This is a genomic window from Mesorhizobium sp. WSM4307 (assembly GCF_007003945.1).
In the GTDB taxonomy this organism is placed as follows: Bacteria; Pseudomonadota; Alphaproteobacteria; order Rhizobiales; family Rhizobiaceae; genus Mesorhizobium.
This window is the reverse complement of sequence record NZ_VFTB01000001.1, coordinates 15,259-36,174: the sequence shown is the minus strand read 5'-3', so window position 1 is coordinate 36,174 and position 20,916 is coordinate 15,259. Positions and strand designations below refer to the sequence as shown.

At 62.4% G+C, this 20,916-nt stretch carries 20 protein-coding genes; 6 read left to right on the top strand and 14 right to left on the bottom strand.

Annotated elements, in window-relative coordinates:
- Window positions 1–99 precede the first annotated feature (99 nt).
- The 3 genes from FJV83_RS00170 to FJV83_RS00160 are packed head-to-tail and all read right to left on the bottom strand — an operon-like array spanning window position 100 to window position 2,983.
- On the bottom strand, window positions 100–1,023 hold the full coding sequence (locus FJV83_RS00170; protein ID WP_142886928.1) for a DUF6492 family protein: 924 nt from the start codon (window positions 1,021–1,023) through the stop codon (window positions 100–102).
- The gene (locus tag FJV83_RS00165; protein WP_095775477.1) at window positions 1,020–1,814 is read right to left on the bottom strand and encodes a WecB/TagA/CpsF family glycosyltransferase; all 795 of its coding nucleotides are present in this window, start codon (window positions 1,812–1,814) and stop codon (window positions 1,020–1,022) included. The genes FJV83_RS00170 and FJV83_RS00165 overlap by 4 nt, the downstream gene beginning before the upstream one ends.
- Window positions 1,811–2,983, bottom strand: coding sequence for a glycosyltransferase family 4 protein (locus FJV83_RS00160; protein WP_142886927.1), 1,173 nt, complete (start codon window positions 2,981–2,983; stop codon window positions 1,811–1,813). The genes FJV83_RS00165 and FJV83_RS00160 overlap by 4 nt, the downstream gene beginning before the upstream one ends.
- A gap of 171 nt (window positions 2,984–3,154) precedes the next feature.
- On the opposite strand from FJV83_RS00160, the gene FJV83_RS00155 reads away from it, so the two are divergent.
- The 3 genes from FJV83_RS00155 (at window position 3,155) to proC (ending at window position 6,324) form a co-directional block, all read left to right on the top strand.
- Window positions 3,155–4,153 (top strand): glycosyltransferase, encoded by a 999-nt coding sequence (locus tag FJV83_RS00155; RefSeq protein WP_095793652.1) that lies wholly within the window; start codon window positions 3,155–3,157, stop codon window positions 4,151–4,153.
- Window positions 4,122–5,447, top strand: a complete 1,326-nt coding sequence (locus FJV83_RS00150) for an O-antigen ligase (RefSeq protein WP_142886926.1) — start codon at window positions 4,122–4,124, stop codon at window positions 5,445–5,447. Before FJV83_RS00155 ends, FJV83_RS00150 begins: the two co-directional genes overlap by 32 nt.
- A gap of 61 nt (window positions 5,448–5,508) precedes the next feature.
- Window positions 5,509–6,324 carry a pyrroline-5-carboxylate reductase gene (gene proC, locus FJV83_RS00145; RefSeq protein ID WP_142886925.1) on the top strand — a complete coding sequence of 272 codons (816 nt, stop codon included), beginning with the start codon at window positions 5,509–5,511 and terminating at the stop codon, window positions 6,322–6,324.
- A 13-nt stretch (window positions 6,325–6,337) separates the two neighbouring features.
- Here the strand turns inward: proC and FJV83_RS00140 are convergent, their stop codons facing one another.
- From FJV83_RS00140 to FJV83_RS00090, 11 genes are all read right to left on the bottom strand, one after another.
- Window positions 6,338–6,730: a type II toxin-antitoxin system VapC family toxin gene (locus FJV83_RS00140; protein ID WP_142886924.1), complete on the bottom strand. Its 393-nt coding sequence runs from the start codon at window positions 6,728–6,730 to the stop codon at window positions 6,338–6,340.
- Entirely contained in the window at window positions 6,730–6,972 is a 243-nt protein-coding gene (locus FJV83_RS00135) for a type II toxin-antitoxin system VapB family antitoxin (protein ID WP_095793655.1), read from the bottom strand. The genes FJV83_RS00140 and FJV83_RS00135 overlap by 1 nt, the downstream gene beginning before the upstream one ends.
- A 65-nt stretch (window positions 6,973–7,037) precedes the next feature.
- Entirely contained in the window at window positions 7,038–8,351 is a 1,314-nt protein-coding gene (locus FJV83_RS00130) for an NAD(P)H-dependent oxidoreductase (protein ID WP_095790209.1), read from the bottom strand.
- An 87-nt stretch (window positions 8,352–8,438) separates the two neighbouring features.
- Entirely contained in the window at window positions 8,439–9,833 is a 1,395-nt protein-coding gene (locus FJV83_RS00125) for a multicopper oxidase family protein (RefSeq protein ID WP_142886923.1), read from the bottom strand.
- A gap of 141 nt (window positions 9,834–9,974) precedes the next feature.
- Window positions 9,975–11,606, bottom strand: coding sequence for a DUF882 domain-containing protein (locus FJV83_RS00120; RefSeq protein WP_142886922.1), 1,632 nt, complete (start codon window positions 11,604–11,606; stop codon window positions 9,975–9,977).
- Window positions 11,607–11,793: 187 nt separating this feature from the next.
- On the bottom strand, window positions 11,794–12,936 hold the full coding sequence (locus tag FJV83_RS00115) for a hypothetical protein (protein WP_142886921.1): 1,143 nt from the start codon (window positions 12,934–12,936) through the stop codon (window positions 11,794–11,796).
- A 138-nt stretch (window positions 12,937–13,074) separates the two neighbouring features.
- Window positions 13,075–13,614: a prepilin peptidase gene (locus FJV83_RS00110; RefSeq protein WP_142886920.1), complete on the bottom strand. Its 540-nt coding sequence runs from the start codon at window positions 13,612–13,614 to the stop codon at window positions 13,075–13,077.
- A gap of 1 nt (window position 13,615) precedes the next feature.
- Complete coding sequence (locus FJV83_RS00105; protein ID WP_142886919.1) at window positions 13,616–14,155, bottom strand: tetratricopeptide repeat protein; 540 nt, start codon at window positions 14,153–14,155, stop codon at window positions 13,616–13,618.
- A gap of 54 nt (window positions 14,156–14,209) precedes the next feature.
- Complete coding sequence (locus tag FJV83_RS00100) at window positions 14,210–15,160, bottom strand: type II secretion system F family protein (protein ID WP_142886918.1); 951 nt, start codon at window positions 15,158–15,160, stop codon at window positions 14,210–14,212.
- An 18-nt stretch (window positions 15,161–15,178) separates the two neighbouring features.
- On the bottom strand, window positions 15,179–16,147 hold the full coding sequence (locus FJV83_RS00095; RefSeq protein WP_142886917.1) for a type II secretion system F family protein: 969 nt from the start codon (window positions 16,145–16,147) through the stop codon (window positions 15,179–15,181).
- On the bottom strand, window positions 16,147–17,535 hold the full coding sequence (locus FJV83_RS00090; RefSeq protein WP_142886916.1) for a CpaF family protein: 1,389 nt from the start codon (window positions 17,533–17,535) through the stop codon (window positions 16,147–16,149). Before FJV83_RS00090 ends, FJV83_RS00095 begins: the two co-directional genes overlap by 1 nt.
- Window positions 17,536–18,078: 543 nt before the next feature.
- Between FJV83_RS00090 and FJV83_RS00085 the strand changes: the two genes are divergently transcribed.
- From FJV83_RS00085 to FJV83_RS00075, 3 genes are all read left to right on the top strand, one after another.
- A complete protein-coding gene (locus FJV83_RS00085) occupies window positions 18,079–18,294 on the top strand; it encodes a Flp family type IVb pilin (protein WP_015319173.1) in 216 nt (71 codons plus the stop codon).
- Window positions 18,295–18,385: 91 nt separating this feature from the next.
- Complete coding sequence (gene cpaB, locus FJV83_RS00080; protein ID WP_142886960.1) at window positions 18,386–19,414, top strand: Flp pilus assembly protein CpaB; 1,029 nt, start codon at window positions 18,386–18,388, stop codon at window positions 19,412–19,414.
- 56 nt (window positions 19,415–19,470) lie between these two features.
- Window positions 19,471–20,916 (top strand): type II and III secretion system protein family protein, encoded by a 1,446-nt coding sequence (locus tag FJV83_RS00075; RefSeq protein ID WP_142886915.1) that lies wholly within the window; start codon window positions 19,471–19,473, stop codon window positions 20,914–20,916.

Here is a 20,916-nt window from a genome sequence, read left to right as displayed (position 1 = left end):
GCTCCCTGCGCTTCCGGTGCTTACGTACTGTAGTACGCTCCGCTCCGGTTCTCGGAAGCCACTGTTTTCGGCTCGTCCTAACCTGAATTCCTGCTCAGGCTAACCCAATCCGATCAAGCGGCGGATGCGGCCGATATCGGTGCCGATGAAGGATTGCATGCCGATCGCCACCTGCTCCGGCGCCATGCCGGCAACGAAGCGGCGAAACTCGTCGTCCGATAACGCCTCTCCCGTCCAGTGGACGCGGCAGAATTCCTCCGAACCGTGGAAGTGACCGGCGCCGTCCAGCAGATCGTCGACATAGCGGCCATAGATCATGCATTCGGAGAATCTGCGCGCCGAGCCGACCACCTCGACCCAGGCGCGACCATGGACCTTCTCGATCTGGCCGCACATGGCAAGCACGGTGTCGCGGCGCCAGGCGATCAGCGTCGAGATATAATCGTGGGTCGACGTCCGCGACGGGTCGATGCCGAGCGCGGAACCCGCATTGCGCGACCAGACGCGATGCTCGTCGTGACCGTCATCGGCAAGCACGCCGTCGCGGCGGAACAGCCGCGCCTTGCCGTCGCGCCAGAAGGCGGTGCAGTCGAAGGCCTTCAGGAAGGCGACGTCGGAATCGCAGAAGACCAGAACGTCCTCCCTGGCATGCGCCGCAATGGCGATGCGGCGCAGCTGCTGCACGTGCCAGCCGCGCAGCGGTTGCGTTTTCAGGCTGAACCAGACACGTCGGCGGAACAGGCTGAGCGGATCGTCGAAGGCGCGCAGCCAGCGCGGCAGCACGTCGCGCTCGTCGACAACAGTGCGCCGGCCAGTCTCCAACTGCCGGAAAAGCGCGACGTCGCGGTGTTCGACCAGGATGTAATGGTGCGCGGCGCCGGAGACATGCCGGTCAAGTGTCTCGCACAACAGGCGGCAGCGCTCGAAATCCGGCGCGTAGCTTGCCGTCACCACCGCCGCCGTCGGCGTCTTCGGCAACAGGCCAGGGTCGACGAGAGCGTCTGGAACGAACCTTTTGTTCAACGGAGCTCTCCGGCCGTTTCGGCGCCATGCGACCATCTCTGCTTGACGACCCGCCACAGGAACACCGGATTGCCGACGACGTAGCGGCGCCAGAGCCGGCCCGGCTCGACCGCCAGCCGGAACAGCCATTCCAGGCGCAGGCGGCGCATCCAGAGCGGCGCGCGCGGCACCGAGCCACTCAGGAAATCCAGCAGAGCGCCGACCGCGACCGGCATCGTGCAGTGGCGTTCGTCGATGTGGCGGGCGATCCACAGTTCCTGGCGGGGCACGCCCATTGCGACCAGCAGCATATCGGGCCGCAGCGTCGCGATCCGGCCGATGATCTCCGGCTCCTGCGCGGCGGAGAAATAGCCGTCATGAATGACCACGAAATTGTGCTGCACGGCAAGGGCCGCCAGCTTGACCGACGCCGCCTCGGCGTTGACACGCGTCGCGCCGAGCAGCCCGACGGTCAGCGGCCGCGTCGAGGCCTGCAAGAAGGCCGGCACGAAGTCGGTGCCGTTGAGATTGTCCGGAAAGGGCGCGCCATAGAGGAGCCGTGCGGCGAGATCGACGCCGATGCCGTCCGGCAGGATGAGGAAATCGTCGAGCGCCTCGGCGAAGGCCGGGTCTGAATGGGCGATGTTGGCATTGTGGGCGTTGAGGAAACTGACCTTGGTGAAGCGCCGCTCGGCGATCAGGCGGGTGAGCAGGGCGATGGCATCGTCCCAACGGATGGCGAGCACGGAGATGCCAAGGATCGTCTTCAAGCTGTCGAGCCCGAATGCGGCGCGGGCGGTGTGCATATTCATGCGAACACCTCCTGCCTGACGGCCCCGAGTTTTTCCAAGCCGAGCCGGATGGCGACGTCCAGCGCCTTGACCTGCTGGTGATGGAACGCGCCGCCATCGACGTCCCGGACGCCGGCGGCCGCAGCCTCCAGGGCCCTGGCGAAGCCGGCCGGATCGTCGGTGACGATGCAATTGTCGGGGCGATGGTCGATGCCGCGCAATGAGCGGCTGGTGGCGACCGAGGGCAGGCCGAGTTCGAAGGTCTCGATGGTCTTCAGCTGCACGCCGCTGCCCGCGGTGCTGATCAGCGGGATGACAGCCGCGCCGCACACGAACGCCCTGGCATCCGGGACACGGCCGACAAACTCGACGCCCGGATGCGTCGAGGTGACGCCTGAGGGCATGTGGCCGGCGATGCGGATGCGAAAACCGGGCCGCAGATGCGGCACCACCTTGCCCAGGAACCAGTCCAGGCCGATGCGGTTCGGCTGCCAGGTCCAGGTGCCGATCAACGCAGCGTCGCAGTCGATCCGGCGCGGGCCGTTGCGGGTTGGCGCCTTGGCGCCGGTCACCAGCGGCAGCACCGCCGATCGGTCAGCGGCAGCGACGCCGAGTGCCGCCCGGTCTTCCTCGGCCAGCGTGAAGACAAAGCGCGCGCGGCGGCAGAGACGCTCTTCCACGACCTTGAGCAGCCTTGCCTCGCGGCGGAACAGCAGGCGCTGGAAGGGGCCGCCGGCAGCAGCCGCGTTCTCCCGCGCCGAGAGATGCTCGACATTGTGGGCGACGAAGACAGAAGGCTTGTCTTCGAAGAGCTTTTCGAAGGCGCCGGCGAACTGGACGGAATTCAGCACATAGCCATCGAACGGCCCGGCCCGCTCGAGAGCGGCCTGCACTTCGCGCTCGGACACCGCACGCAGCTTGACCGAGGCGAAGGTGAGGCCCGACAGCATGGCCTTGCCGACCCAGGCGAGCTTTTGCAGCGCTGAGGCGCTTTCCGTGCGCACGTCGATCGCACCCAGCACCACGGTGTTTTCCGAATCGGCCGCGGCCTTCCCGGGCCAGGTGAAACCGATGACCGTGACGCGCGCGCCGGCGCGCCGCAACGCAGCGATGATCGCAGCATTGGCGATCTCGTAGCCCGAGGCGAGAGCGCCGTCGGGCACGATCGATGTAACGAACAGCAGATGCATCTCACCTATCCTGTGGTGTAGCCGGTAGCAAAACGCGGTGAACCCTTGATTAAGCGAGCACAATCAACGGCCGAACGCCCCTGCCCGACGGGCCTCTCCGTGCAAGGTGATTAACGAAACCTTATCACCGTGGTGCTACCAGAACGCGACTCACCATGTGGTTGGACACGGATGATCCCTTTGCCATCGGATGGTTCGGTATCGATCGCTGGACGGTCTCCCCGGCTTAACGTGGAGGCTGTCGAAGCGGTCGTCACCTTGCCTACCTTCAAGCGGCCCGAACAGGTGCTGGAAACGCTGGCTTCGCTGCGCGCGCAGCGGACCGGCAGGCGCTTTGCCGTCATCGTCATGGAGAACGAAGCCGAGGCGCGGGAAGGCGCCAAGGCGGTGCTGCCGCTGGTCGAGCGCGGCGAGATGCCGGGCATGGTCATCATCGCGCATGAGCGCGGCAATTGCAGCGCCTACAATGCCGGCTGGCAGACGGCGATCCTGCACTTTCCGAACTTCAGGCATCTGCTGGTCATCGACGATGACGAGATCGCCGATCCGCACTGGCTGGAACGCATGTGCACGGCTGCCGAGACGCTCGGCGCCGATATTGTCGGCGGCCCGCAAGTGCCTGTCTTCGCAGACGCTGCCCATGCGAGATGGGCCGAGCATCCGGTGTTCGCGCCGCCCTACCGCGAGACGGGACGCGTGCCGGCGCTCTATTCGTCCGGCAATCTTCTGGTCGGGCGCAACGTGCTGATCGCCATGGGGCCGCCCTTCCTCGATCTCAGATTCAACTTTATGGGCGGCGGCGATTCCGACTTTCTCAGCCGGGCGGCGCAGAAGGGCTTTGTGCTCGGCTGGTGTGCCGAGGCCAAGGTTCGCGAGACCGTCCCGGCGCGGCGCGTCGAGGCCAACTGGGTCCGGGCCCGCAGCCTACGCAACGGCGTGATCTCGACGCTGGTCGAGAAGAAGAAGCGCGCCGGCACGCCGCTGGCCGGCGCCAAGGTGTTGGCGAAAAGCCTGGCGCTGCTGGCCGCTTCGCCGTTTCGCGGCCTGATCCGGCTGGCGCGCACAGGATCGCCGGCGATCGCCATCTACCCCGTCCATGTGGCGCTCGGCCGCGTGCTGGCCGAATTCGGATATGCCAATGAGCAGTATCGCCAGCCCGAGAAAAACTGAGCGCGCGCCGCTCAGCGACGCGTTCACGCGCGACGGCGTGGCGACGGCCATCGCCGCACTTCTGTTCACCGTCATCATGGTGTCCTTCCGCCCGTTCCAGCCCGCAGGCGCCGAACTCACCGGCGACGGCGGCGACATCGTCAACCAGCTCGGCTTCGGTTCGCTCGGCGCCGTTTCGATCTTCTCGCTGATGGCCTTTGCCGATCCGCGCATCGTGCGCTCGCTGTTCAGCCTGTCCTGGGTGCTGATGCTGGGTTTCTTCTTCCTGTCGGTGGTGCTGGCGACCGACCCGCCCTCGGCGATGCGCGCCGCGTCCTTCACCATGATCGGCATCTTGACCATGGCAACGATCCTGGCCCTGCCGCGTGACGCCGAGTCCTTCTCGAAAGTCATCATCTTCACCGCCGTGGTGGTGATGGGCCTTTCCTATGTCGGCCTGATCGTCTTTCCGCTCGAAGCGCTGCACACGGCCGATTCCCAGGAGCCCGAACATGCGGGCCTGTGGCGCGGCGTGTTCACCCACAAGAACATCGCCGGCCCGATCATGGCCTGCTTCAGTTTCGCCGGCCTCTACCTCTATCGGCGCGGGCAACGCTGGTGGGGCGCGGGAATCTTCTGCGCGGCGATGATCTTCATGCTGCACACAGGCTCCAAGACCACCGCCGGCCTGGTGCCGTTCTCGATCCTGATCGTCGTTCTGCCGAGCCTGATGGGCATGCGGCTCGGCACGCCGATCCTGTTTACACTGGCGATCATCGCCACCGCGGTCGGCACGCTGGGCATCGTCTTCCTGCCGCCGGTGAAGCATCTGGCGGCGATCTATTTTCCCGACATGACCTATACCGGCCGCACGACGCTGTGGGAGTTCGCCGGCTCGATGCTGGCGAAGAAACCATGGACCGGCTACGGCTATGAGAGTTTCTGGGGCACGCCGCTGCTGCTCAACCAGGACCAGCCCTTCGACCGGCCGTGGGACATCCGGACCATCGTGCACGGCCATGACGGCTATCTCGACATCGCCGTGCTAATGGGCATTCCCGCCCTGTGCGTGGCGGTCTACACCTTCCTCATCGCGCCGCTGCGCGACTACATGCGCATTCCGCTGCGCAAGGAAAATATCTATCTCGGCGACTTCTTCATGATGGTGGTGCTGTTCACCGCGCTCAACGCTTTCCTCGAAAGCTTCTTCTTCCATCGCGGCGACCCGGTCTGGCTGTTCTTCGTGCTCGGCGTGCTTGGCCTGAGGCAAGTGTCGCTGCGGCCGATCCCGGTGCGTGGCTGCCGCCCGGCCTGACAGGGGCTTCCCCAGGGAACCGTGAGCGTCTATGTCAAAGCCTTCCTTCGGAGGGCTTTCGATGACGATCAGGCTTGTTCTCGCCGGCTGTGGCAATATGGGTTACGCCATGCTTTCGGGCTGGCTGAAATCCGGCAAGCTCGCGCCCTCGGCGGTTTTCGTGGTCGAGCCCAATGCGGAGTTGCGCCAGCGCGCTGCGACGCTCGGCTGCGCCACATCAGCGGATGCCAATGAGATTCCAGCCGATGCGGTGCCCGATCTCGTCGTCATCGCGGTAAAACCCCAGGTGATCCGCGACGTCACCGCCGCCTACAAGCGTTTTGGCGACGGGCGGACCACATTCGTCAGCATCGCCGCCGGCACGCCGCTCGCCACCTTCGAGGACATCCTCGGCGGCCGCGCGCCTGTCGTGCGCTGCATGCCCAATACGCCGGCTTCCATCGGCAAGGGCATGATGGTGGTGTTTTCCAACCCGCTCGTCTCCGATGATACCAAGCGCTTTGTCGCCGACCTGCTGTCGGCCAGCGGCGAAGTGACCACCATCGACGACGAGGGCCTGATGGATGCGGTGACCGCCGTGTCGGGATCGGGGCCGGCCTATATTTTCCACTTCATCGAAGCGCTGACCGTGGCCGCCGAGAAGGCGGGGCTGCCTAGTGCAACCGCCAGGCTGCTCGCCATGCAGACGGTCTATGGGGCCGCCTCGCTTGCCGCCGAAAGCCAAGAGGAACCGGGCGTGCTGCGCCAGCAGGTGACCAGCCCCAATGGCACGACGGCAGCGGCGCTTGGCGTGCTGATGGGCGAGGATCGGCTGACCAAGCTGCTGACACAGGCAGTCGAGGCGGCTCGGCTGCGGTCGATCGAACTGGGGAAATAGAGCGGATGTCCGGCTAAGCGAGATCCGTATGTGAGAAGTCGTTGCCTTTGTAGAGCAAAACTGAGCCGTGGCCCTTCGCGCAAGCATAGGACAAGCAATCGGCAAGGTTGACCTGCGCGGGGTGCCCACGTCCCTTTCCGTAGTCTGAAAACGCTTGGATGGCGAGTTTGGCATCGCCGGCGCCGATCGGCACGATTTCGATTTCGGCTTCGCGCAGAAACGCGTCTATCGCCGTTTCCGCAACCAGCGGCTCGATAGCAAGCATGGTGGAAACCCACATCGCTGCTTCAAGCACGACCAGCGCGGAAGTAACCTTGCGTGGTGCTGCGGCGATCCTGTTACTCCATTCGCCGGCATCCGCTTCTGCCGAAAGAATTGCGACGACCACGGAGGTGTCGACGAACATCAGGGATGTCCCCACATGTCGTCGATCTCATCCTGGCTCACAGGCCGGCCGCCGCGGCCGGCTTTGGTCTTAAGGTCATCCGCGATCGCAGCCAGCCGCTTCGCCAGGGGAATGCGTCCGCTTTCCCGTTCCAGTTCCGACTCAAGCGCTTCGATAACCGCTTCGGTCATTGAAATCTTGCGTTTGGCAGCGAGTCGCTGTGCCAGTTCACGCGCACGCGGGTCTCTGATCTGGAGGTTCATTAGTCGATCCTCGGCGACATTTGCCACTACAAGATAGTGCACTGTCATGACGGCGACACAGCGACCTATTTTCCGTACAGCATCTCGTCCTGCAGCCGGCGCAAGGCGAACAGCTTCGTCATCGGGTCGGGCGCGGCGTTGTCGGCGGTCAGCAGTTCGCCCTTCCTGACCGGTTTCAGCACCTTGCCGCCCTCGAGCAGGCCGACCGGTACGGCGCGTTGGGCTCGGGCTTCGCCGACGGTCATGGTCCAGGAACGGTAGCAGGTCTCGCCGATGGCGTCGAAGGTCTCGCCGGCTGCCAAGTCCCGCTTGGCGACCGCGCAGACCTCGGCGACCGGCCTTGGCAGTGGCACCATATCGGGCTTGCCGAAAAGCACGATACGGGCGGCGGTCAGCGGCACTTCCAGTGATGTCAGATGATAGGGTCGGAACAGGCTGTAATAGGGACCGTGGCCGATATGCAGATCGTCCATGCGCTCGATGATGCGCGGATGCGTCGCCTCGACGATGACGAAGACACCGGGCGCCACACCCTTGCCGATGGTGTAGTCGACGACGCCTTTTTTCAACAACAGCCCGCCATCCTCGCGCGGGATCAGCACCTTGACGAGATCGTCGCGGTCGGCCTTCGGGCCATGCATGCCGGGCACATCGGGCACGAGGCCGGTGGCGTTGGCGATGGCGCACATCTCGACCATGGTTTTCGAACCGTCGACGAACTCGACCAGCATGCGCGGGTTCATGTTGCGGCGGATCGCTTCCTCGCGATAGTCGTCGGGCATGGCGTCGTGGTTGAGCGGGTTGTTCTTGCCCTTGCCCGCCGAGACGATGGTCAGGCCGAGGGCGGAGGCGAACTCGATCAATTCCATGCAGCTCGACGGCTCGTCGCCGGCGCCGACCGAATAGACGACGCCAAGCCGGTCGGCCTGCTGCTTCAGATAGCAGCCGATGGTGACGTCGGCCTCGACATTCATCATCACCAGATGCTTGCCATGCTCCATCGCCATCAGGTCGAAATCGGCGGCGACGCCGGGTTTTCCCGTGGCGTCGATGACGACGTCGATCAGCGGATTGGTGACCAGCATCTCGTTGGAGGTGACGGCGATCTTTCCTGCCTCGATGGCCGCGGTGACTTTCGATGCCGCGTCTGCCTCGACTGCCATCGCCTCGTCGCCATAGGCGATGCGGATGGCGTCACGCGCGGTGTGCGGGCGCCGCGTCGAGACGGCGCAGACCGAAATGCCCGGCATCAGCATGCCTTGCGTGACGAGGTCGGTGCCCATCTCGCCCGAACCGATAACACCGATGCGCACCGGACGACCCTCGGCGGCGCGGCTGGCGAGATCGCGGGCAAGCCCGGTCAAGGCGACATTGGTCATGCGTGAGATGTCCATGGTTCTTGATTTTGGATGCGGCAATAGCAGGGAACCACCCGCTTTTGCCAACGAAACCGTTCTAACCTGGCTTCAGACCACCCTGACGTAGCTCGTCATGCCCGATTTCTGGTGCTCGATGATGTGACAGTGCAGCAGCCAGTCGCCGGGATTGTCGGCGACGAAGCCGAGCTGAACCTTCTCGTTGGGCTGGATAAGATAGGTGTCCGAAATCACCGGCTGCACCGGCCGCGTCGAGGACGACAGCACCTTGAAGCTCATGCCGTGCAGATGCATCGGGTGCGATTGCGGCGTCAGGTTCTCCATGTCGATGACATAGCTTTTGCCGAGCTTCAATTCGGCCAGCGGCGCGGTCGGATCGGATGTATCGCCTGGCCACGGCACCTTGTTGATGGCCCAGAAACTGTAGCCGAGCGAACCGCAGATGCCGTCGCTCGGGACGTTTTCCGCCGTGGCGCTGAGCGCCAGCGAAATATGCTGGGCGGCGGCGAGATCCACCTCCGCCACCGGATTGACCTCCAGCGGTGCAACATCGCGAACATCCCGCTTGAGCGAACTGCCCGTCGCGCGCACGGTCGCCAGGATTTTGGGCTTGGTGCCCCTGACATCGCGCAGGCTCACCACCGCGCCCTCCTGATCGGGCATGCGGATGGCGAGCTCCATGCGCTGCCCCGGCCCAAGCAGCAAGGCATCGGGCGAAAAACGCTCAGGTACCGGATTGCCGTCCAGCGCCATCACGATCGCCTCGGCGCCGTCGACGCGAAAGGCATAGATGCGCGTGACATCGGTGATGGCGACACGCAGCCGCACCAGGCCTCCGGCCGGCGCGTCATAGTGCGGCTGGTCGAGCCAGTTGGCGGTGCGCACCGTGCCGTAAGTACCGGTTTTCGCGGCATCGCGCGGCCGGAACTGGTCGATGAACTGGCCGTCGTCGCCAAGACGCCAGTCGCGCAGATTGAGGACGAATTCGGCGTCGAATTTCGGATCGTTCGGGTTTTCGACAACGATCACGCCGGTCAGGCCGTGGCCCATCTGCTCCAGCGTATTGCAATGCGGGTGATACCAGAAGGTGCCGGCGTCGGGCGGCGTGAAGGCGTAGTCGAAATGATCGCCGGTGTAGACGTAAGGCTGCACCAGGAAGGGCACGCCATCCATCTTGTTGGGCAGGCGAATGCCGTGCCAGTGGATGGTCGTGGGATCATCGATGGCGTTGACCAGACGCGCCGCGAAGGGTTCGCCCTTCCTCATCCTCAGCACCGGCGGCATTCCGGCATCGCCATAGGTCAGCACATTGTTGGTCGGGCCGATATCCATCAGCCTGGCCTGGATCTTGGTCGTCTGCAGCACCACCGGTTCCGGGCTCGCAGCGGCGAGGCTGCCAAGCCTGCCGATGGCCGAAAGCCCCACTCCGGTTGCGCCAGCGATGGCGGCCGTTTTCAAGAGCCCGCGGCGTGTCCATCCGGTCATTCAGCGCTCCAACTGCAAAGCCTGGGATTTATCGTCGCCTTGGATCACAGGCGAGCCACCAGTGCAAATGCCGATATTGGCACACCGCGTCTCGCCAATGCCATGGCGACGAGATGGCATCCGCTCGGGAGCGTTCGCCCCCTATTTGAAACTGGCGATGGGCAGGAATTTCACCGCGGAGCCGGTGAAGCGGCGGTGATCCGACGTCTGTCCCCGTGGCTGAAATCCGTCGAGATAGACCTGCTCCGGCGCCGTGCGGATGAAATTGGCTGCAATGATGGGCGCTGCTGCCGCGCCGGTTCCTCCGGGGATGCCGCGTCCCGCCACGGGCGCAATCACGGCGGTGGCCTCGGTATCGAGGCGTGGTTGGACACGATCGGCCTTGGGGCTGGTCCTGACACGATCCTCGGGTTTCGGTGCCGGGACGGCAACCTGCTGAGCGGCCGATCCATCAAGGACGGTATCGGGGTGGTGCATGGCCAGCAATGCAGCGACGGCATCGGCGGATTTGACCGCTTCCGGCTGACGCATGGCGCTTGCCTCATTCCGCGGCCGCCTTGTCGGCAACGGGATGTTGAGCGCCACCATGTCCGGCGCAGCGCTCGCGGCAGCGGCATCCGTCTTGCCCAAGGGCATTTCGGCATTGGCCACCACCGGCTTGGGCGCGGAGAGTTCGGCCCGCGCCGTGGACGCGCTGGCCATCGCCAACGTTGCGTTTTGCGGGGTCGCAATGCTGGCCGTGGCGACGGCGCGCGGGGCGAAGGCGGGCAACGGCACCGCGCTGGGCGCCATGGCCATGACGATCGCTTCCGGCGACTTGCCCTTCTGCTCGACGAGCGGTTCTTCGGCCGCACCGGCGGAAGCCATCTGGATGTCCGCCCGCTGGGCCTCCTGCGGCGGCACGGTGGCGATGCCTTGCCCCGCGGTCTTGGGTTCAACGGACTTGGCCGGTTTGCGTGGCGCGGGCGCTGCTTCGGCGATATCCTCGGACTCGTCGGCGCCGCGCCCGCCCAGAAGCGTCGCCAGCAGGCCGCGCGACTTGCGCTGGCCGCCGTCGGCGCTTGCCAGTTCGATGTTGGGCGTGCCGGCGGCCTTGCGCGATTTGTAGGCGGCAAGCGCCTGGTCGTAGCCGGGCAGCGGCCTGCCGTCGCTCGGCACATGCAGTGTGTTGCCGTTCGGGAAGACCCTGGCAAGTTCCTGGCGGCTGATGCCCGGCCAATGCCGCACATTGCCGACATCCATGTGAATGAAAGGCGAACCGGAGGTCGGATAATAACCGACGCCGCCGCCCTGCATCCTGAGGCCGATGTCGCGCAGCTTTTTCAGCGGCACATCCGGCAGGAAGAAATCCATGGCGCGGCCGACCATGTGCTGGCTTTCCCGGGCCACGCCCTTAGAGCGGCTGCGCAGCATGGCGTTGGTCGCCGGCGAGCGATAGGCGCTGACGACATGGATATAGCCGGCCGAGCCGCTGGCACGATAAGCCTGCCAGACGAGGTCGAGCAGGCGCGGATCCATCCTGGTCGGCTCGTTGCGGCGCCAGTCGCGCAGCATGAAACTGATCTTCTTCAATCCCGCCTGATCGTAGCGCCCGTTGCGCTTGAACACGATCTCCGCCTTCTCGCCGGTATGCAGATGCTGGATCTTCAAGGCGCGCGTCTCGGCGAACGCACCGGTGACGCACAGGCAAAGCAACGCGACGGCAATGGCCGGCAACCATGTCCAACGATGGGAGGCGCCGGACGCGTTCTGTTCGCTTTCAGTCACGTTCATGCCTTGCACATTGTTCTTGTTTCGGGCGATTTGACGACTTCGCCGCAAGCGGCCTTCTTTCGAACAGGCCCCACCAGGCACGCGGGCATCCGTCCTCGTCCTGTCGATGAACAGCATCTTGGTTAACGAATCGTGTTCGCGCCAGGACCGAACCTTCCCTGCCCCGGAATGACTTCAACTGACCGCTTCAGCGGAACAGATATTTCGAGACTTCCGGATTGCCGCGCCGCCACATGACATTGTCCAGGAAGTAGTGGTGCACGTTGATGAAGATCCAGGCGATGAAGAGGAAGAGCGACGAGCCGAATACGGCCTTGTCGTAGGGAACCAGGTCGGTCAACGCCATCGGCACCAGCCAGAAACCGAGCGCTCCGAGGATTGCACCGACCAGGATGAAGGCCAGCACGCGCAGCCTGTAGCGTGGTCCGAGAATGGCGAAGACCTTCAACGGCGCCTTCTCGACGGCATCCGCGCGGTCGCGCTCGACATTGGTCTGGTAGCGCCAGACCACGGCCAGATACTGCAACGAATGCATCGCCGGCACGACAAGCAGCCAGAGCGGGTTCAGCGTCACGAACAGGATCCAGGCATAGAGGGACACGACGTAGGCGACGACGCCGTTATAGGGCAGCGCGCCACCATGTTTGCGCCAGCGGTTGATGAACATCACGGCGGTTGCCGCCGAGGAGGCGGCGGCGATCGACATGGCGATGGTGATGAGCCATGGCGGCACCGCGAAGGTGTAATAGTCCAGACCCCAGAACTGCCTTTGGGTGATCACCACATTCGTCTGAAGCCAGGCGAACAGCCAGACGGCGTAGCCGTTGAACAGCAACACCTTCTTGTCCTGATCACTGAAGAATTTGCGCTTCAGCACCGCATCCACCATCAGCATGCCGTAACCCTGCTTGACGTAATGCCAGCCGACGAAAAAGCCCATCGCGTTCGTCGCGTTGCCGAGCAGGCGGGCGTTGCCCGTCAGCGCGCCAAAGGCAAAGAAGGCAATCATCGCCAGCGGAACGACAATGCCCGCGAGAATATAGCGGATCTGAAGGCTCCGGCCGTAACCCTGACCGCGCACCTTGCGCGCGAAATTGCGATAGAAGATCTGGTACGAATGACCGAAATGCGGCTGGTTTATGAGGTGCGAGAGCAAGAACATCGTCAGCGTCACGCTGGCTTCATACCGCAGCGGCAGGAAATACAGGACCGGCAGGATGAGAAGCGCGCTGCCGCCAAGCATGAAGAAGTCGATGAACGGCCCAAAGAGATATTTTTGCGGGGCGACCGCGACTGAAGCCGGGGTATCCGCCGAAAGGTGAAGTGCCATGATGCCTCCTCCCCCTGTGGTGGTCTATTTAGCCATCGACCTGGTTGCTCGGCAAGATGCTCAGTCCCGAACAAGGGAGGTAATGCATGCCAGACTCCTCACGCGGCGCGGCGAATACAGCAAAGCGGACTGCGAGGTTCAGTTAAGCTGATCCAATATTCCAGAGCTGCTAGCCAGCACCACACTTTCGTAAATCTGCAAGGCTACGGTGCAGATCGCGGCCAGCGAGATCGGCACCCCAAACGGCACAACGCCCTTGCGATCCATATGCTGGACGTAGAGCCGAAACACGCCTTCAGGCAGCATGAATGGGGCTTTCACCACCAACACGGTGATAACGGCAAAGACCAGCAACAGCATGGAAAACGGCAAAAGGCCGCTCCCGCCGATCAGAAAAGGCACGACCGCCATCAGCTTGACATCGCCGGCGCCAACCTTGCGCAGTGCCCAAAACGGGAAGAGTGCGACAAACAACAGAAGACCGGCCATGGCGCTCAGCCCCATGTCCCACCACGATCCGGACCGGAGCAGCAGCAGCAACAGCGATCCCGCCCCAAGGCAGAGCAGCAGCAGCACATCACGATTGGCTATCTTCTGGGTGGTGAAGTCGAACCACGCAATCCATCCGAGGAGGGGGATCGCGAGCGCCTTCAGCAACAGCCCTTCGACAAGCAACATACTAGCGCTCGATGTTCTGCACGCTGGACGACAAAAGCTTCAGATTGTTGGCGACGGTCGGGTCGTTGGGCGCCAGTTCATAGGCCTTGAGGAAATTCGAGCGTGCATCCTGCAGCTTGCCGCGCAGCAGATAGGAGTAGCCGACATTGTTGTAATATTCGGGCGAAGCACCGACCAGCTTGAAGGCCCTGGCATAGGCCCGGTCGGACAGGTCGAAGCGGTGGATCCGATCTGTGCAGGCGGCCAGCCCCATCCAGGCGTTACCATCATTGGGCGCCAGTTGCGTCGCCTTGAAGAACAGCGCGCCGGCATTGCCGTAATTTTCCGCGCGGAACTGGTTCTTGGCTTCGGCGACGGCCTGGTCCGAGGCGTAATATTCGACGTTGCCGACCGTCTTCAGCCCATCGAAGGCATCGCCGAAAGACGTCACGTCGCCTTTCGACGGCTCGTTGGTGCGGACGACACCGTCGGTGGCATCCGTCTGGCAGCCAGCAAGCAAAACCGTCAACAGGCAGAACGCCGCCGCGATAGCCCTCTTCATACAGATTCCCCCAAGGCTCTCGGACCTCATATTAGAATCAGATCATACATGCAATTAGAAGATAATGCCCCTCATACGGATGATCACCGGTAACATGATAACCATCATAACCACAGGGAAAATACAAAGCCCCAACGGAATCATCATCTTTACCGGTAGAGAATTGGCACGCTCCTCGGCGCTCAGAATTCTCTGGGCACGCATCTCGGCGCTATAAACACGCAAGGCATCGGTGAGACTGGTGCCGAGTTCTTCCGATTGACGGAACAGGACAGCCAATGCCCGCGCCTCCTCAAGTCCGATGCGATCGGAGAGTTCGCGCAGCGCTTCCCGCAACGGCTTGCCAGCACGCAACTGCAAGTTCATGATCGACAGCTGTATTCCCAGCCACTTGTGGGTAGCGGCCATTTCATGGCTGACGCGTTCGACTGCCCCCTCCAGGCTCATGCCGGCATCGGCGCAGGTGATCATCATGTCCATGAAGTCGGGGAATGCCCGACGATAGATTTGTTTCTGGCTGTTCTCGAAGCGGTCGAGCAGAATGGAGGGAATTATCATGCAGGCGAGGCCGAACAGGGCAGAACCGGCAAGGGTGATGAAACCCGGCAGGTTCGGCGGCAGAACCCGCGACAGGATCGCATACATTGCCAGAAAACCGATGCAGACTGCGACAAGGCGGGACAGCGTATAAATCAGCGGTGCGCTTGATTGATAAAAGCCGGCGCGAAACAGCTTCGCTTCCAAGGCGTTTGGCTCTTCCCGTTCCTTCTCAATCGACTTGAAGTAGGCATCGACCGGCCCTTGCGCCGCAAGCTTGGCAAGCTGGTCTTGTCCGAGCATCGATCGGCGGTCTGTAATTCCTTCGCCCACCAGGCTCTGCGCGACGAGCTTTCGTGTCTGCAGCGCCGGCAAGAAGACAAGCGCACCGAACAGGAAGAAGGACACCGCCGCCACAAAGACGGCAATGGACACCAAGAAGCCCAGGTCCTGAATGTTCGAAAACAATTTCTTCGTCGCTCCCAGTCAAAAATCGAAAGTAACCATCCGGTACATGATGAAGTCGCCAAGCAGCGCCCACAACCCAAAAAGCAGAAATATCGGGAAGACGAGCGGGTTGCCCCAGACGGCGCCGTAATAGGCCGGGGCAAGGATTTGAAGTGTGAAGAACATCACAATAGGAAACAAGGAAATGATCCACGCGGAGACGCGACCTTCAGCCGAAAGCGCCCTGATTTTCATTCGCAATTTCTGCCGTTCACGCAGAACCGAGGAAAGATTGGACAGAATTTCGGTCAAATTGCCGCCCGTCTTGGCCTGGATCGACAGCGATACCGACAGCAACAGAAGGCCCTCGAAGCCTACACGCTGCGAAAGCTTTCGCACGGCCTGCTCGATGCTGAGGCCAAAGGTGATCTCATCGGAAACGATGCCGAACTCGGTGCCGAGGGGATCGGGCATCTCGCGCGCGACCAGAGCGATCGCGACGGAAGTCGGGTGTCCGGCGCGCAGCGAACGAATGATCATGTCGAGCGCATCCGGCAGCTGTTTGGCAAATTTCCGGATCCGTTTGTTGCGGGCTCGCCGGAGGACAAGAAGCGGCAGGACAAGCCCTAGGACCAGAAAAGTAAGAAGCGACGCCAAAGTAGAAAAATTGAAGAATAGCAGCAGCAACGCCATCGCCAGCCCTGCAAGCAGGAATGTCGCGGCGAAGGTCAACGGATTTCCAGTAATGCCGGATTGCGTATAGAGCCTGTTCAACCAGACCATTCCAAAAAGAAAGTCGCCAGAGTCGGTGAGACCACGCTCCCGCAGCAATCCCTGCAACGTCTGTTCGGCCGGAACTTCGCCAGCGAGTCGCTTCAATCGGCGATTGACTGCTAGAGATCGAGAGCGGCGGCCGGCAACAGAAAGATAGAGAGCTTCGCCTGCCAGAATGACCGAGGCTGCCGCCAGCATGTAGATGAAGTACAGCAGAGCTTGACCGGTCGGCATCAGAGGGCAACCTGCGGGTTGAAGGCGTCCTTGGCAAAATGATGGCCAAGCGTCGCGGCCTCCGGAGCGAAGCGCGGACGAACGCCGGTTGCGCGAAAATCTCCGATGACTTTGCCTTCGGCTGTGACCTCACGGCGGACGAAATGATAGATCTCCTGGAGTTGCACGACATTGCCCTCCATGCCGGTCAGTTCCGATATGGAGGTGACACGCCGGCCGCCGTCCGAAAGACGCTGCGTCTGGACGATAATGTCGATGGCGGAGGCAATCTGCGCCCGGATCGAGTCGTGCGTCATCGGCATGCCGGCCATGCCGACCATCTGTTCGAGCCGCGAGATCGCATCGCGCGGCGTGTTGGCATGGATGGTGGTCATCGAGCCTTCATGGCCGGTGTTCATCGCCTGCAGCATGTCGAAGGCCTCCTCGCCGCGCACCTCGCCGACGATGATGCGGTCCGGCCGCATGCGCAACGCGTTCTTCAGCAATTCGCGCTGGCGCACCTCGCCCTTGCCCTCGACATTGGGCGGGCGCGTCTCCAGCCGGCCGACATGCGGCTGCTGCAATTGCAGTTCGGCCGCATCCTCGATGGTGATCAGTCGTTCCTTCGAGGGTATGTAGCTCGACAATGCATTGAGCAAAGTGGTCTTGCCGCTGCCGGTGCCGCCTGAAACCAGGATCGATTTGCGCGCCTGCACGGCGATGCGCAGCAGTTCGATCATCGGCGGCCGGATCGAATTGAATGCCATCAAACGCTCGAGCGAATAGGGATTCTTGGAGAATTTGCGGATCGAGACCAGCGGGCCGTCAACCGAGATCGGCCGCACCGCGATGTTGACACGCGAGCCGTCATCGAGGCGAGCATCGACCATGGGTGACGATTCATCGACACGCCTGCCGATCGCCGAAACGATCTTGTTGATGACGCGCAGCAGATGCGCCTCGTCGCGGAAACGAATCGCCGTCTCTTCGATCATGCCCCGCCGCTCTATGAAGACGCGCCTGTGGGTGTTGATCATAATGTCGGTAATCGAATCGTCCTTGAGCAGCGGTTCGATCGGCCCGAGACCCAGCATCTCGTCGGCGGTGTCGCTGGTCAGTTGGTCGAGTTCGCGCGCGTTGAGCGGAACCGTGCGGCCGCGCACGAACTCCCGCACGATGGGGCGGATCTCATTGAGGATCTCATCCTTGGAAGCATTTTCAAGGGCGGTCAGATTGAACCGATCGATCAAATGGCGATGAAGCTCGACCTTGAGCGTCAGAAAATCATTGCCATGCGATTCAATATCAGCGGCTGGCGAAAGAGCCGGCGCAACAGGCTGCACCGCCAGCTGCTCGGTCTTTGACACTGCCTGCTGTTCGCTCGCCCCCTTGATGAATCGCCCCAGCATAATCCCCTATGCTCCCCTTCGACGCTTATTAGTCGAAACTAAACATTAACCACGTGCGGCACAAGCGCCCGAACGCGGGCGCGCACGCAATACTTTCAACATAGTTAAGGACCTCCGCCGGGAAATATCGTTCTTATTTCGGCCTCCGCGCCACTCAAATATCATGGCGACTTAAAGCTGCGGGGTATTCCGCAACCCCTGCGTGCTCAGGTCACCCGGCCACCCGGCAGTCTTCCCCTAACCCCTTAGATATAAAGGAATATGCCATCCAGCTAAAGTATCTGTGGCTTAATTAGCCCAGCGACATAATTGTGAACGAATGGTTAAGAGCGCTTGAAAAATTAGACGAATCAAGCTGTTGCTGGAATTTAACGTCACCCGGAACTCCAGAGTTGATGTATTGGAAAGTTAAGGAACCATTAATCCCGTTTGACTCCGCAAATTCTCGAGACCTAGGATCGAGATGACGGGGGATGCTTGGGTATGGGGTTCATCCTTGGCTCTGTCTCGTCGGGTTCAAACCTCCAAAAGGGAGAAATTGACATGAAGAAGCTCATGACGATGACCCGGCAGTTCCGCGACGATGAAAACGGCGCTGCCATGGTCGAATATTCCATCCTTATCGGCATTATCGCCGTTGCATCGATCCTTACTGTCATCGCGATCGGCCAATGGGTGAACGCCCGGTTCTCCGCCCTCTGCACCGCCCTCGACAATGGGCCTGGCACCTGCGTCGCAGCCACGGGCGTCGGTACCTGATCAACTTCCGATTTTCAGGCCCGGATCAAATCCGGGCCTGAAAACACTCGGATCACTCGGCCGTTCTGCTGCCTTTTTCGGGGTTTGGGCCATGCGCGCCAATACGCTTATCATGATCGTTCTCGCCGGCGTGTTCGGCGTCTTGGCCGTTGTGCTGGTCAATATCTGGCTTGCAGGCCAGCGTAGCGCCATGGCGCAAACGGGGATCGTACAAGGCAGCACGGTCGTGGTTGCCGCAATGCCGCTGAAGTTCGGTGACGCTCTGAGCGCAGATAAACTGCGCGAAGTCGCATGGCCGGCGGGCGCGGTTCCAGCCGGGGCATTCAAGTCAACAAAAGACCTGTTAGCTGGCGACGGTGCCAAGCAGGCATTGCAAGCGATCGGCGTCAATGAGCCGATTCTTGCCACCAAGATCACCGGCCCCGGCCAGCGCGCCACACTTTCGGCGGTGCTCGGCCAAGGCATGAAGGCCGTGTCCATCCGCGTCAACGACGTGCTCGGTGTCGCCGGCTTCGTCTTCCCGGGCGACCGGGTCGATATTCTACTCACCCGCACGGCGCGCGGCGATGATGGTACGGATAAGAGTTTCGTCGACGTGCTGCTGCAGAGCATGAAGGTGCTCGCCATCGACCAGGTGGCCGACGAAAGCAAGGACAGCCCGACGGTGGTGAAGTCCGTGACGCTCGAGGCCAGCACCAGGGACGCGCAAAAGCTGACGCTGGCGGCAGGCGCCGGCCAATTGTCGCTGGCGCTGCGCCAGGCGGCGGCCAGCAAGGGCGAGACGACCGAACGGGTGACGCTTTCCGACCTGAGCGGCGAAACGCCGGAAGACGTCGCCAAAAGGCAGGCCGAGCTCGACAGAAAGGCAGCCGCCGAAGCTGCGGCTGCCGAGGAGCGTAAGCGCGCCGATGACAGAATTGCCGGGCTCACCCAGGCCGTGGAGAAGGTGGGAAGCCGCCTTGACGAGTTGGGCAAGGTCAAGCCGGCTCCGGCCGTTGCCTCGGCTCCGGAAGTCAAGGAAGTGGTCAAATACGTGCAACCCGAGCCACCGAAAAATGTGTCAGTGGGCGTGTTCCGGGGTGTGAAGCTCGAGACATATGACGTGCCGCGACAACCATGATAAGATGCGGCCAATGAAGTGGGGCTGCCAGCGGTAGCAGCAGTGGGGAGACGGGGATGCAGAGGTTTTGCGTAAGGATGGTTGCGGCCGCGTTGTCCTGTCTGGCAGCGCTGTTGCTATCGAGCCTCGCGGCCGACGCGGCCGACCGTTTCATCGACGTGTCCAACCCCAGCGTCCACCGTATCTTCCTGCCGGTGTCGCAATCGGTGACGGTGCAGGTGAGCGCCAATCTGGGCGATATCGTCGTCGGCGACGAGAAGATCGCCGATGCCCAGCCGATGACCGACCGCACGCTGTATGTCATCGGCAAGGGCGCCGGCACCACCACGGTCAATCTGTTCTCACCTGAAAAGCGCTCGCTGGGCGTAATCCAGATCGAGGTCGGCCTCGACGTCAGCGACATGGCGCAGGCGATCCGCCAGGTGGCGCCAAAGGCGCGCATCGAAATCGGTTCGATCAATGGCAGGGTCAGGCTTGGCGGCCACGTCAAGGATGGCGCCACGCTGGCGGCCATCATGGAGGTGGCCCAGCAATACGGTCCCGACGCCATCATCAACTCCGTCACCGTCGACGACAGCCAGCAAGTCAATCTGGAAGTGCGCGTGCTGGAAGCCAAGCGCAACGCCGGCCGCGATCTCGGCGTTTCGATCCAGAGCACGAACAGCCGCGGCACCACCCAGGTCGGAACCGGCGTTGCAGCTGGAACAGGAACACCGCTCGGTGTCGGCGCAGGCGAACTGGTCGGCGGCCTCCTCTCGAACAGCAATCCCTTCGCCTCGCTGATCACCCGAGTCATCGACAACAACATCAAGGTCGACTTGGTCATCGAGGCGCTAGAGGCCAAGGGTGTGGTTCGCACGCTGGCCGAGCCCAATCTGACCACGCTTTCGGGCGAGCCGGCCAGCTTCAACGCTGGCGGTGAAGTGCCTATTCGCACTCTCGACAAAGATGGCGAGATAAGCATCGTGTACAAGCAATTCGGCGTCAATCTGCTGTTCACGCCGGTCGTACTCGACGACGGCAAGATTCATATGAAGCTGGCGCCGGAGGTCAGCGACCTGACCGGCTTCACCACCGCCGGCGACCCGATCTTCACCAATCGCAAGCTTGATACCGTCGTCGAATTGCGCGATGGCCAGAGCTTCGCCGTCGGCGGCCTGCTGTCCAGCAAGACCACCAAGCTGCAGAACCAGGTGCCGTGGCTCGGCCAGGTGCCGGTCATCGGCACGCTGTTTCGCAATTCGAGCAACCAGAAGGAAGAGACCGAACTGGTCGTCATCGTCACGCCGCATGTCGTGCGGCCGGTGAAGCCCGGGGAACAGCTGGCAACACCTTTTGACAAGACACGGCCCGCCAACGATCCCGAATTCTTCGTGCTCGGCCAGCTCGAGGTGAACAAGGACATGATCCGAAAATACGAAACGGGCGACGGCGTCACCGGCCCTTATGGCCACATGCTCGACTTCAAATCGAAGGACAAGATGCTCTATGTCAAGAAATAG

Coding starts and splice junctions, on each gene's coding strand:
- FJV83_RS00155 (WP_095793652.1), top strand. CDS start 3,155: ATGATCCCTTTGCCATCGGATGGTTCGGTATCGATCGCTGGACGGTCT.
- FJV83_RS00140 (WP_142886924.1), bottom strand. CDS start 6,730: ATGTTCGTCGACACCTCCGTGGTCGTCGCAATTCTTTCGGCAGAAGCG.
- FJV83_RS00090 (WP_142886916.1), bottom strand. CDS start 17,535: ATGCTGGGGCGATTCATCAAGGGGGCGAGCGAACAGCAGGCAGTGTCA.
- FJV83_RS00135 (WP_095793655.1), bottom strand. CDS start 6,972: ATGAACCTCCAGATCAGAGACCCGCGTGCGCGTGAACTGGCACAGCGA.
- FJV83_RS00125 (WP_142886923.1), bottom strand. CDS start 9,833: ATGACCGGATGGACACGCCGCGGGCTCTTGAAAACGGCCGCCATCGCT.
- proC (WP_142886925.1), top strand. CDS start 5,509: ATGACGATCAGGCTTGTTCTCGCCGGCTGTGGCAATATGGGTTACGCC.
- cpaB (WP_142886960.1), top strand. CDS start 18,386: ATGCGCGCCAATACGCTTATCATGATCGTTCTCGCCGGCGTGTTCGGC.
- FJV83_RS00165 (WP_095775477.1), bottom strand. CDS start 1,814: ATGAATATGCACACCGCCCGCGCCGCATTCGGGCTCGACAGCTTGAAG.
- FJV83_RS00075 (WP_142886915.1), top strand. CDS start 19,471: ATGCAGAGGTTTTGCGTAAGGATGGTTGCGGCCGCGTTGTCCTGTCTG.
- FJV83_RS00130 (WP_095790209.1), bottom strand. CDS start 8,351: ATGACCAATGTCGCCTTGACCGGGCTTGCCCGCGATCTCGCCAGCCGC.
- FJV83_RS00115 (WP_142886921.1), bottom strand. CDS start 12,936: ATGGCACTTCACCTTTCGGCGGATACCCCGGCTTCAGTCGCGGTCGCC.
- FJV83_RS00105 (WP_142886919.1), bottom strand. CDS start 14,155: ATGAAGAGGGCTATCGCGGCGGCGTTCTGCCTGTTGACGGTTTTGCTT.
- FJV83_RS00110 (WP_142886920.1), bottom strand. CDS start 13,614: ATGTTGCTTGTCGAAGGGCTGTTGCTGAAGGCGCTCGCGATCCCCCTC.
- FJV83_RS00085 (WP_015319173.1), top strand. CDS start 18,079: ATGAAGAAGCTCATGACGATGACCCGGCAGTTCCGCGACGATGAAAAC.
- FJV83_RS00095 (WP_142886917.1), bottom strand. CDS start 16,147: ATGCCGACCGGTCAAGCTCTGCTGTACTTCATCTACATGCTGGCGGCA.
- FJV83_RS00150 (WP_142886926.1), top strand. CDS start 4,122: ATGAGCAGTATCGCCAGCCCGAGAAAAACTGAGCGCGCGCCGCTCAGC.
- FJV83_RS00120 (WP_142886922.1), bottom strand. CDS start 11,606: ATGAACGTGACTGAAAGCGAACAGAACGCGTCCGGCGCCTCCCATCGT.
- FJV83_RS00160 (WP_142886927.1), bottom strand. CDS start 2,983: ATGCATCTGCTGTTCGTTACATCGATCGTGCCCGACGGCGCTCTCGCC.